Annotated in this window: 13 protein-coding genes and 1 rRNA gene; 3 read left to right on the top strand and 11 right to left on the bottom strand. The window is 37.3% G+C overall.

Going from position 1 to position 10,778, the window contains the following annotated elements; translation table 11 throughout:
- Positions 1 to 166: 166 nt before the first annotated feature.
- From AC1DFT_RS20355 to AC1DFT_RS20370, 4 genes are all read right to left on the bottom strand, one after another.
- Positions 167 to 379: a hypothetical protein gene (locus AC1DFT_RS20355; RefSeq protein WP_478161429.1), complete on the bottom strand. Its 213-nt coding sequence runs from the start codon at positions 377 to 379 to the stop codon at positions 167 to 169.
- Between the two features lie 124 nt (positions 380 to 503).
- Positions 504 to 1,430, bottom strand: coding sequence for an Rpn family recombination-promoting nuclease/putative transposase (locus AC1DFT_RS20360; protein ID WP_478161431.1), 927 nt, complete (start codon positions 1,428 to 1,430; stop codon positions 504 to 506).
- Between the two features lie 136 nt (positions 1,431 to 1,566).
- Positions 1,567 to 2,526 (bottom strand): D-2-hydroxyacid dehydrogenase family protein, encoded by a 960-nt coding sequence (locus AC1DFT_RS20365; RefSeq protein ID WP_478161433.1) that lies wholly within the window; start codon positions 2,524 to 2,526, stop codon positions 1,567 to 1,569.
- A gap of 18 nt (positions 2,527 to 2,544) precedes the next feature.
- Positions 2,545 to 3,279 (bottom strand): sulfite exporter TauE/SafE family protein, encoded by a 735-nt coding sequence (locus AC1DFT_RS20370; RefSeq protein WP_478161435.1) that lies wholly within the window; start codon positions 3,277 to 3,279, stop codon positions 2,545 to 2,547.
- A 164-nt stretch (positions 3,280 to 3,443) separates the two neighbouring features.
- Between AC1DFT_RS20370 and AC1DFT_RS20375 the strand changes: the two genes are divergently transcribed.
- On the top strand, positions 3,444 to 4,439 hold the full coding sequence (locus AC1DFT_RS20375; RefSeq protein ID WP_478161437.1) for a PQQ-dependent sugar dehydrogenase: 996 nt from the start codon (positions 3,444 to 3,446) through the stop codon (positions 4,437 to 4,439).
- Positions 4,440 to 4,467: 28 nt separating this feature from the next.
- Here the strand turns inward: AC1DFT_RS20375 and AC1DFT_RS20380 are convergent, their stop codons facing one another.
- Positions 4,468 to 4,947, bottom strand: a complete 480-nt coding sequence (locus AC1DFT_RS20380; protein ID WP_478161439.1) for a GNAT family N-acetyltransferase — start codon at positions 4,945 to 4,947, stop codon at positions 4,468 to 4,470.
- A gap of 92 nt (positions 4,948 to 5,039) precedes the next feature.
- Between AC1DFT_RS20380 and AC1DFT_RS20385 the strand changes: the two genes are divergently transcribed.
- On the top strand, positions 5,040 to 6,182 hold the full coding sequence (locus tag AC1DFT_RS20385; protein WP_478161440.1) for an FAD-dependent monooxygenase: 1,143 nt from the start codon (positions 5,040 to 5,042) through the stop codon (positions 6,180 to 6,182).
- A 29-nt stretch (positions 6,183 to 6,211) separates the two neighbouring features.
- Here AC1DFT_RS20385 and AC1DFT_RS20390 read toward each other — a convergent pair whose 3' ends face one another.
- The 5 genes from AC1DFT_RS20390 to AC1DFT_RS20410 all read right to left on the bottom strand — a co-directional run bounded on the left by AC1DFT_RS20390 (position 6,212) and on the right by AC1DFT_RS20410 (position 9,884).
- Positions 6,212 to 6,916, bottom strand: a complete 705-nt coding sequence (locus AC1DFT_RS20390) for a hypothetical protein (protein WP_478161441.1) — start codon at positions 6,914 to 6,916, stop codon at positions 6,212 to 6,214.
- The gene (locus tag AC1DFT_RS20395) at positions 6,913 to 7,638 is read right to left on the bottom strand and encodes a hypothetical protein (protein ID WP_478161442.1); all 726 of its coding nucleotides are present in this window, start codon (positions 7,636 to 7,638) and stop codon (positions 6,913 to 6,915) included. Before AC1DFT_RS20395 ends, AC1DFT_RS20390 begins: the two co-directional genes overlap by 4 nt.
- Positions 7,625 to 8,503 carry an ATP-binding cassette domain-containing protein gene (locus AC1DFT_RS20400; protein WP_478161443.1) on the bottom strand — a complete coding sequence of 293 codons (879 nt, stop codon included), beginning with the start codon at positions 8,501 to 8,503 and terminating at the stop codon, positions 7,625 to 7,627. The genes AC1DFT_RS20395 and AC1DFT_RS20400 overlap by 14 nt, the downstream gene beginning before the upstream one ends.
- Positions 8,500 to 8,874: a GntR family transcriptional regulator gene (locus tag AC1DFT_RS20405; protein WP_478161445.1), complete on the bottom strand. Its 375-nt coding sequence runs from the start codon at positions 8,872 to 8,874 to the stop codon at positions 8,500 to 8,502. Before AC1DFT_RS20405 ends, AC1DFT_RS20400 begins: the two co-directional genes overlap by 4 nt.
- Before the next feature lie 134 nt (positions 8,875 to 9,008).
- Positions 9,009 to 9,884: a helix-turn-helix transcriptional regulator gene (locus tag AC1DFT_RS20410; protein ID WP_478161447.1), complete on the bottom strand. Its 876-nt coding sequence runs from the start codon at positions 9,882 to 9,884 to the stop codon at positions 9,009 to 9,011.
- Positions 9,885 to 10,032: 148 nt separating this feature from the next.
- Between AC1DFT_RS20410 and AC1DFT_RS20415 the strand changes: the two genes are divergently transcribed.
- Positions 10,033 to 10,386, top strand: coding sequence for a VOC family protein (locus AC1DFT_RS20415; RefSeq protein ID WP_478161449.1), 354 nt, complete (start codon positions 10,033 to 10,035; stop codon positions 10,384 to 10,386).
- Positions 10,387 to 10,631: 245 nt separating this feature from the next.
- On the opposite strand, the gene rrf is transcribed toward AC1DFT_RS20415, so the two are convergent.
- Positions 10,632 to 10,747: ribosomal RNA gene (gene rrf / locus AC1DFT_RS20420) — 5S ribosomal RNA — on the bottom strand.
- Positions 10,748 to 10,778: the final 31 nt, after the last annotated feature.

Consider the following 10,778-nt stretch of genomic DNA (forward strand, 5'->3'; position numbering starts at 1 on the left):
AAAGTGATGAAGCGTAACGCATATGGTTTTCGTCGCTTCGATCACTTTCGGGCAAAGATTTTATTAAATATAAAGTATAAAGAAATAGGGGTACATCTTGGTTAAGGGCTGGGTGAAAATCACATCACCCCAACATTTGACGTTGAACCCTTTTTTATGGATGAACTTATTGCACATTATTGGTATTTAGAATATCTTTAATTTCTTCCATTGAAACATTTATCGCATTAGAAATTTCTTCAGCTGAAAATCCTTTTGCAAGCATTCCAAGTATAATTGCTTCTCTTTCTGCTTTTTTACCTTCTTCTATTCCTTTTTCTAGCCCTTTTTCCATTCCGTCTAACCGTGCATCTTCTTCTCTTTGAATCTGGTCTCTCAAATGAATTTCACACGAGATAGCATTCCTTTGTTTCTGGATTTTGGCTTAAGCGTTCAATCTCCTTAAGTGCTTCTTCCCTTTCCAAAGTATCCATTTTTAGCACTCCTTCAAAAGCATAGATAAATCATTGAACATCTTTTGCATTCAATATTTCTTCTACTACTTCCAATGAAACATTTATCGTATTAGAAATTTCGTTAGTTGAAAATCCTTTTGCAAGCATTCCAAGTATAATTGCTTCTCGCTCTGCTTTTTTGCCTTCTTCTATTCCTTTTTCTAGCCCTTTTTCTAGCCCTTTTTCCAGCCCTTTTTCCATTCCGTCTAATCGAGCATCTTCTTCTCTTTGAATCTGGTCTCTCAAGTGAATTTCACGTGAGATGGCTATCGCTCTTGTTTCCGGATCTTGACTTAATCTTTCTATTTCTTTGAGCGCTTCTTTGAATACGGGGCTCTCCATCGCTAATTCCTCCTTCCTTTTTTTATCGCCGTTCATAAATATTAACCATTTCTCTAGTGAATCTGTTTCAAGATCGATATTTGGTGGAACTTTAGGTAATTCCAACACATGAATTTCTATATGTTTTGTAAAGATGGATCCATCTTCACTATCTATTAATTGAAATTTACTATGGAAATGTTCTTTTGGCAACAGATTGAAATCGGTTATAAGAATTTGGGTTGCTTTTTTTAACTTAGAGTAAGAATCGTTCACTTTATCTTGTATTGCATACATTTTTGCCCAATACATTAGCATTCGCTCGGGCAATGCCAGATGTCCTTGGACTTGCATTTCAATATTTACTTGCTCTCCACTCTCAGTTTTCACTCGAATATCCATACTGGACGCCTTATCATTTGCATGCATTTTCTGCAAATTAGCATTCACAACTTCAGCAGCAATAATCGTTTCTTCTAAAACTGCATTCAAAAACTCCAATAACAAATGATTACTAGCCTGGCTACTAAAAAAAGATTTAAATACAAAATCATTTCGAAGATCTAAAAGCTCTTCCGTATATACACTTTTCTCTTCCAGTACTAAACTCACCATTACCATCATCTCCCTCGTTATATACCTCATTATAGAACAAATGTTCTTTTTATTCAACTGAATCATCTAATTTTTCTTTCTATTTAACTGAATATAAATTAAGCTCCCAACAGTTAGTTAGGAGCCCTTATCATGATTAGTTTAATCGTCTTAGTACGGAACCATTAAGGAATGCTTGAATATCTTCCACTGCTTCGCGGTAATATACGCTATAGTTCTGCTCAGTCACATAGCCAAGATGTGGTGTAGCTAGTACGTTTGGTAGGATACGGAATGGATGATTCTTTGGAAGTGGTTCCATTTCAAATACATCTATGCCAGCTCCCGCTATCCAGTTTTCTTGAAGTGCTTTTATTAATGCCTCTTGATCAACAATTGCTGCACGTGATGTATTGATAAGATAGGCAGAAGTTTTCATGAGTTGTAATTCTTTTTTACCTATCAGTCCTTTTGTACGCTCACTTAGCACAAGGTGAATAGAAACAAAGTCACTAGTTTCGAGTAATTCCTCTTTAGATGTCGCTAATCTCACTCCAAATTTATCTGCATGTTCTTTCGCTAAGTTTTGACTCCACGCCATAACCTCCATGCCAAATGCTTGTGCTATTACTGCCATACGACTTCCGATTTTGCCTAGCCCTAATAGTCCAAGGCGTTTACCATATAGATCTGCCCCAATCGTACTTTGCCAAGGTCCATTGTTTCTAAATTCATTATTTTCTTTTGTGATTTGTCGAGCAAGATTCAATAATAAAGCCCAAGTTAGCTCTGTTGGCGGTTCAGACATGCTCGCAGTACCGCATACCGTTACTCCCTTGTATGTTGCTGCGGTAAGGTCTATCGATGCATTTCTCATACCAGATGTTACAAGTAATTTAAGATTAGGAAGTTTCTCGAAGATAGTCTTTGTAAAAGGTGTTCGCTCTCGCATAAGGACTACTATATTAAAATCACTAATAGCTTCTATTAGTTGTTCTTCATTTTCAAAATGATTATTAAATGACTGCACAACTACCCTATCCAAAACACTGGACCAGTCAACCAATTCTATTGCTACATTTTGATAATCATCTAATATTGCACAACGAAGTTTCATCCAACAATCTCCTCCTAATTATTTCAAATAGTCCACCATTATTTGCACGATCAATAACACTGTCACTACTCTCAAAAGCGGCTTAATATGTTCTGATTTTAACTTGCGTGCTAGTCGTACGCCTAACTGGGCACCTACTATTGCCCCAATCATCAATGCAATGGTCAGTGGCCAAATGATTTTACCGGTTGATATATAGGTAATGGACGCGCCGAAGCAACTGGCGAAAACACCAATTCTTGATAAACCTACCGCTCGGATATAGGCGATTTTTTGACTAGCATACAAATACATGGCAAGCGTGCTGCTCCCTGGTCCAAACATACCGTCATACATACCAATTCCAAGTAAGGCTGGACCTATCTTTTTATTGACCCGAAACGACTCTGTCCCATCAAAGTTCCCGCTACCCATAAAAGAAGTAACAAATGCAAAGCTGAGTAATAAAATGGCAATGATCGTCAGCACTTGCCCACTTAAAAACGAGGCAATCAGCCCTCCTAAAACCCCACCACCTAAGCAAAATGTGATGACAGCTAGCGCTTCTTTTCCCGTAATTTCTTTCTGTTTGAAAATAACGAGAAAACTAGTTAAGGAACTTACTGTATTGGACACTTTGTTTGCTCCAATTGCTGAATGCACAGGTAAACCCATGAGTAACATAGTAGGTAAGCTAATAAGCCCTCCTCCACCTACCAGTGTACCAACAATATTGCCAACGACCCCGACAATAAAAAAGAGGATAAATTCCATATAAAAGCCTTCTTTCATTTCGTACAATTTGTAAATTCAGCATAACCCTCTTCACTTAATAAGTAAATTCGATTGTAATTATCGTTTCCCATTTGAAAAACCTATCGTTATTAGAAGGTGAATTAACTAAAAAGCGGGAAGTAATAACATTAGGAGGGATTCTTATGAAAAGACTTTTAGTTTTATCTTTGATTTTATTTGGCTGCTCCGATGAAATTGTATCAACGGAAGAAGGAATTACAGAAAAAGTGGCAACTAATTTAAACACCCCCTGGTCGATTAATCAACACGAAGATACCTTCTATATATCTGAGCGAGTCGGAACAATTGCCAAAATTAACGCTGGAAAAGTAGAACATGAAAACGTCCAGCTTTCCAATAACTTATCTCAAGCATCAGAAGCTGGATTACTTGGGTTTGTGTTAAAGAAAGATTTTGCTGATTCACATGAAGCATTTGTATACTACACATATGAACAAAACGGGGAATCCCTCAATAGAGTAGTAACGATTAAAATGGAAAACGGTGCTTGGCATGAAACGACCATCCACCTTGACGCCATACCTACAGGCAATATCCATCATGGTGGTCGATTAGAAATTGGCCCAGATGGACTGCTTTATATAACGATTGGTGATGCCGGAAATCCTGAAAATGCACAGAATGCTACATCCCTTAACGGAAAAATTTTGCGAATGAAGGAAGATGGCTCTTTTGAAAACTTTTCGACTGGGCATCGTAACCCTCAAGGACTCGCTTGGGACAAAGACGGAACACTTTATGAAGCGGAACATGGGCAATCTGCCAATGATGAAATTAACCGTATAGAACAAGGAAAAAACTATGGATATCCAATGATAGAAGGAAAAGAAAGGCATGAAGGGTTAGAAACACCTATTATAACTTCTGGTGATAATGAAACATGGGCTCCATCAGGAATCACCTTTCATAAAGGAAAACTGTATGTTGCTACTCTACGCGGGGAAGCAGTAAAAGTGATGAATTTATCTTCAGGCGAAGTAGAGCGTTCCATTACTGGATTGGGAAGGGTTCGAGATGTCTATTCAGACGGAGAATCATTATATTTTATTACAAATAATACGGATGGTCGTGGAACACCTAAGGCAGACGACGATGTGCTATATCGATTAATTGAATGATAAGTTTCCCCATATAAAGGGAGACCCATCATTCATTTCCCAACTTCAAACACATTGCAATCTGTGCACCGGATCTTCCAGTGAATCGTTTCCCTTCATCTAGGAATCCTGCTTTTATATAGAGGGATTGTGCTCGTTTGTTGGCCTCATTAACACCTAGTACAACTTGACTTACTTGAGGAAAATATTTTTGTATGTATGGTGGAATAAGAGTCATCGATGATTTTGCAATTCCTCTTCCTTGATATGCTGGATGAATCGAGTATCCTCTTAGTAAAATGCTTTCTCGCTGATCTGTGTAATGAAATTTATCATCGCCCGTATCAAGCACAAAAAATCCTGCAACTCTCCCATCTTCTAATATAACTATTGGTGTGTAAGTTGGATTGTTGACACTTCGTTCGAGTAATTCCAGGGGATGTGCTGTAAAGGTAAGATGTACTTCCGAAAGTGGATAACTTTCTAATGCAATTTTATATTTTTCTTCATATACTACTAGTTCTATCACAATAACTCCTCCAATTATTATTTAATATTCAGCATAACACAATAATATCTTTTAATTTTGATACACTATTGGTAAGAAAGGTGTTGGGTGCTATGGAAATTGTAATTATTGGTGGAGGAATTGGAGGTCTTTGTGCCGCTGTAACTTTACAAAAACAAGGATTTTCGGTAAACGTGTACGAGACGGCCCCGACTTTTCAACCTGTAGGGGCGGGTATTGGAATTGGCTCCAATGCTATGCAAGCCCTTATGTATATTGGCGTGGGTGAAAAAGTTTTCGCAAATGGAAACGTTTTGCACACGCAAGTTTTTCTAAATGACAAAGGCCGGATATTAAATTCCATCGACTTCTCAGTGCTCAAAGAAAAATTTGGCCAAGAGAATATTACCATTCATCGCGCTGATTTACATCGTACCTTTTTAAAAGCATTAAAACCAAATACAATTCAATACAATAAAAAATGTGTGCGTGTGGACCAACATGAAAATAAAGTAACCGCTTATTTCGAAGATAAAACAGAAGTTACCGCTGACTTACTTATTGCTGCAGATGGCATTCATTCCCCTATCCGAAAAAAACTTCTACCAAATTCTGCTCCGCGATATGCTGGCTATACATGTTGGCGCGGTATCACGGAAAACAAAGGCAATGTGGACGAGTTTACGTCAACTGAAATTTGGTCTACTGCCGGTCGATTTGGGATGGCACCAATGAAAAATGGACAAGTCTATTGGTTTGCCTGTATCAATATGCGAGAGAAAGATCTTTTTTATCAAAATCTCGATAGAAACGAAATTGCCAATTTGTTTAAAGGTTTCCCAAAAGTAGTAGCGGAACTAATTAAAGAAACACAACCTGAATACATTCTTCACCATGACATTTTGGATATTAAACCCCTGCGACAATTTGCATTCGGTCGTATAGTGTTACTAGGTGATGCTGCTCACGCAACTACCCCAAATATGGGACAAGGTGCCGGACAAGCTATTGAAGATGCAATTGTGCTCGGAAATGCATTTCAGCAGTTCACTGACGTAGAGAAAGCACTTGCCTTCTATGAAGAAAAGCGGGTAGCGCGTACTGCAAAAGTCATTAACTTGTCGCGGCAAATAGGTGCAGCTGCTCAGCTTCGTTCCCGATTACTTGCCAGTAGCCGTGATTTGCTATTTCCATTGATCCCCTCTAAATTATTGTTACGTCGTTTAAAGTTTTTATTTGATGTGAAGTTAAAGTAAAAGTGCCTCGCATCAGAAGGCACTTTTGTTCAATAAAATTGTAATCCGTCTTTATCAATAACATTTATATGTTTTGGGACTTTTAAGTAAATATACATGCTTCCCCCTCCCAGTGTATATTCCTTTTCAGGTGAATCTTCCATAAAGGAAAGCCAAACTAATCCATCGGTAAATTGAGAAAACTTTAGTTCTTGTTTAGCAGGCTCCTTTATTACTAATTGATTTCCTTCCCAATCAATTGTTGTTAAAGGAGTTTCCTCTTTTAAGTTTATTCCATAAATAGCTACATTGGTCTGATATACTTCTACTTCCACTGTTTGCTCTTTTGAGTCAGTCCATTCTATATTTAGTTTTGGTCGGGATAAACCATTTAGCACTACCTCCAACGTATCACCATCTATTTCTTGCATCCAATTTTCCAACAAAAACTTTTGATCTAACTTGCTTCCTTCTGCTTTGCTAAAAGCCGATTCAAACGTTTCATTTTCTTTTTTATAAACTTCATATTCTGTTTTAGTTATCAGCTCATTCCCGCTTCTTGGTAAAAATAAATACACTACAACTGCCAAAAAGGTAAGACCCACGTAAGAACAAATAATCCATGTATACATTCGACGATTCCAATTAATACGTCTTGTTACACCCCTCGAAGCTCTAAGGATTATCCATAAGAGAAAAAGTATACCGATAATGGGAAGGATAGAAAGCATAGAGGCAATAGACCAATTACTCATGATCTAACCTCCAATCGATTCGAGCACAAAATGGCAAATATAAAAACAACACCAGATAGACATATCAGCTTAACTATTAAAGCGAACATGGATGTATTTTCGATAAAAGCATATTGAAGAACGCTTTGCCCAGACTTCGTAACTAGTAATACAAAGATTAAAAATGGCAAAAGGAATGTAAATATCTTATTATGTTGCACAAGTATTCCCCTTAAATAACCAACGGCCGAAACTATCAAAATAAGGATAATCATGACTGCCATACTAATAAGAGAGTTAAGTGAAGCATCCAAAATACTTGGATTTTCCATATAATCTTGATCACCAAATAGTAGAAGTATAATACGCAATAAATAATTAGATAAAACAATCGTTACTCCCGCAAATACACTCATTAAACAAAGAAAAATGATATTCGCTAAGTTGCTGCTTAGTCGGGTTGTGACAAACGAAAAATCATCGTTTGCTTTAGTCGTTATCGAATTTCCAATAACAAATGCCCATAGTACTACAAAAATAAAAACAATATCGTATGAAACCACAGATACATAAATAGAGCTCATATTTATACTTGCACCGCGAGTTCCTGTTCCATTCATTGAGAATAGTAATCCTAATAGCTGCACAAATATAAGCGTTACTATTGTACCCATATATGCATTTAGCTTGAACTTCACTTGCGCCTTGACCACTTCTCCCAATGTGCTATTACTTAAAAACATCATCGATTACCCCTTTCCCATCACTCGTCACATACATGCACACATCACTAGCGGACACTGGATGAACCGTTACMCCCTCTACTACAGGCACCTCTTCCCTTCTAATCACTACATACATCCGCTGGCTATCCAATTGCTTTGTATGAAAAATTTCCTTCCCGACAGTCAGTTTTTCTACTAAATCAGTTGGACCATGGAGAGCAACGGCATACTCTTTTACTTCCTCTAATGATTGATGAAAAACAACCTTTCCTTTATCGATAAGTAAAATATCTTCTAACAAATGCACCATTTCCGCTAAATGGTGACTCGAAATCAAGATGGAACGAGGATGGGCTATATAATCTTTTAATAGCGCTCGGTAGAAATCTGAACGAACCGCTTCATCCATCCCATTTGTAGGTTCATCAAACATCGTCAACTCGCATCTAGTAGACAGCCCAAAAATCATATTAAACGTCGCCTTATTACCTTTAGATAATCTTGAATGCAGTTGTTTTGGATTTAATCTAAAGTACTTAAATAGATTATTCGCAAGCTCCTTATCCCATCTCTTATAAAACTCGGGTGCCACTTCTAATATATCTGCTAGTGTTAATGAATCCGGAAAGCTCATTTGATCATCAACTAAAATACTGTTCGCTGATACACGCAAATTATTAAATGGGTTGTTCGAAAATACTTGAATATCCCCAGAACTTTCTCGAATAAAGCCCGCTAGTATTTTGAGTAATGTCGTTTTTCCAGCGCCATTTCTGCCTATCAAGCCAGTAATTTTTTGATCTTTCAATTGAAATGTTATCCCGTCAAGTGCCGCCATACGCTTATATTTTTTTCGAAGATCCTGGCAATCAATAACTGTCACTTTTGTTCCTCCTCACATTTCTTTATCAGCTGAATCAATTCCTCTTCTGTAACAGAAAGCCGCCTTGCTTCCACAACAAGCTCCATTGCCATACGTTTTAAGGTCTCATTACGCCGCTTATCAAGAATCATGTTTTTCGCTCCTAACGCTACGAACATGCCTAATCCTCTTTTCTTATATAGAATTTGTTCTTCTACAAGTATCGTTAATCCCTTTGCAGCTGTAGCAGGGTTAATATTAAATAGGTCGGCTAATTGATACTGGGAATGTACTTTTTCATCACTCTGAAAGCGATCGGCTATTATTTCATTTTCAATCCATTCCGCAATTTGAATATAGATGGGCTTTGTGCTATCAGAATTTAAGTTCAATTTAGCTGTCCTCCTTTTACGATAACCAGTGCATTAGTGTTGTAATGTAGTATATATGATATTTTCTAAAATGTCTATCCGATTCATACAAAAAGCCACATTCCTTGGAATGTGGCTTTTTGTATTACTACTTCTTACATTTCAAACTCCAGTTCAAAATTCAAATTAACTGGCTTACTAGGCATATTTTCAGGCATCATCATATTCGTTGATGGAGTTTTTTCATCCGCCTCCACCAATGTGAATTCATCCATCCATACTTCTCCAGCACCTTGCAGCATAACACCGAAATAGATAGCACCTGCATTTTCAGGAACATCTAATACCACTGAGTAATGATTCCAACCAGTTGTGCCAGTAATCGGCCGATTTTGCATATTATCAAATTGCAATGTATCTCCATCTTTCCCGTCTATTCTCATCCACAACCCAGCAGAACTTTGTACATCTTTCGTTTGAATAAAACAGGACAATTTTACCCGCTTTTCAAGCCATTCTTTCGCATGAAACTGCTGCATAACAGTACCAAAGCCTTTTTGTGCAACTTGTCCTATAGATCGCAATAGTCCAGATGCATTTCCTTTCATAACATTTTCAAAATCTCTTCGTATCTCATAATGCTCACTATTCGTACCACTTAAAAACCAACCTTCCATCTTCTCTACCTCCTGCAGATTTTCTTCTTCCAATAAGGTTCGCATGAGTGTTCGATATTTTCCAGGAGGCAATCCATATACCTTCCGAAACGCTCTTGTAAAAGATTCCTGTGATTCAAACTTGAAACTAAATGCAATGTCCAGTATTCGCGTATCTGTGTATATCAGTCTATTTGCTGCGTTTGTTATCCGTCTTTGTCGTACATATTCATGCAGTGACATGCCAACATGCTCTTGGAATAAACGATGAAAATGATAAATGGAATATCCAGTGAATTGCACAATTTCTTCATTTTTTATAGACTCTTCTATCTTTGTTTCTAACCAGCTTACCGTCCTTTGAATGATATTCACTAACTCATGCACCTCCTCTAATATTTATCTTAATAGTTCTATTTAGTTTCATTTTGATATTTTTTGCGATACTTTCGATTAATATAATAAGTATAAAGGATTTTTCTAATTTATATTGAAATGTATTAGAGAGATGGGGGTTTTAATAATGAAGATTGGTCAAATTGCAGTAAATGTAGAAAACGTGGAACGTGCTGTCGAGTTTTATCGAGATGTATTAGGATTGCCTTTGCTATTCGAAACGAATGGATTAGCTTTTTTTCAAAGTGAGGAAACAAGGCTACTACTGAGCCGTCCAGAAAAGGAAGAGTTTGATTATCCCAGTTCTGTGTTGTATTTTAAAGTAGATGATTTGCAGGCAGAGGTAAGCCGAATGAGGGACGCTGGAGCAACTTTTATAGACGAACCACATATGGTAGCTAAAATGGGAAATACCGAAACTTGGATGGCATTTTTTAAAGATACTGAAGGTAATACTCATGCGTTAATGAGTGAAGTTTAACGCAATAATCCCTCTTTTGAGGGATTATTTCTGTTTTTAATGGTGTCATTAAATTTATTTCATTCATAGTGAGAATCGACTTTAGTTGCATAATATGAAGTCAAAATTCATTTTTGCGTATTTTTATTGATGAAAAGTGTCGTTATTTCCTGGGAAATGTCGTTTCTCAGGAAGTTTATATTTTATTTCTTTTCTACGGATACAAAAAAGCCGCTACCGATTACTCGGTAACGACTTTTTTTAGTGCCCAGCGACGTCCTACTCTCACAGGGGGAAACCCCCAACTACCATCGGCGCAAAAGAGCTTAACTTCCGTGTTCGGTATGGGAACGGGTGTGACCTCTTTGCCATCATCACTAGACGATGAGTGCTTGTTCACTCAAAACTGGATA

Source organism: Psychrobacillus sp. 05T411, assembly GCF_056396485.1.

Bases quoted from the DNA above. Each gene is read 5' to 3' on its own strand.
- AC1DFT_RS20360 (WP_478161431.1), bottom strand. From the start codon at position 1,430: ATGGTGAGTTTAGTACTGGAAGAGAAAAGTGTATATACGGAAGAGCTT.
- AC1DFT_RS20365 (WP_478161433.1), bottom strand. From the start codon at position 2,526: ATGAAACTTCGTTGTGCAATATTAGATGATTATCAAAATGTAGCAATA.
- AC1DFT_RS20370 (WP_478161435.1), bottom strand. From the start codon at position 3,279: ATGGAATTTATCCTCTTTTTTATTGTCGGGGTCGTTGGCAATATTGTT.
- AC1DFT_RS20375 (WP_478161437.1), top strand. From the start codon at position 3,444: ATGAAAAGACTTTTAGTTTTATCTTTGATTTTATTTGGCTGCTCCGAT.
- AC1DFT_RS20385 (WP_478161440.1), top strand. From the start codon at position 5,040: ATGGAAATTGTAATTATTGGTGGAGGAATTGGAGGTCTTTGTGCCGCT.
- AC1DFT_RS20390 (WP_478161441.1), bottom strand. From the start codon at position 6,916: ATGAGTAATTGGTCTATTGCCTCTATGCTTTCTATCCTTCCCATTATC.
- AC1DFT_RS20395 (WP_478161442.1), bottom strand. From the start codon at position 7,638: ATGTTTTTAAGTAATAGCACATTGGGAGAAGTGGTCAAGGCGCAAGTG.
- AC1DFT_RS20415 (WP_478161449.1), top strand. From the start codon at position 10,033: ATGAAGATTGGTCAAATTGCAGTAAATGTAGAAAACGTGGAACGTGCT.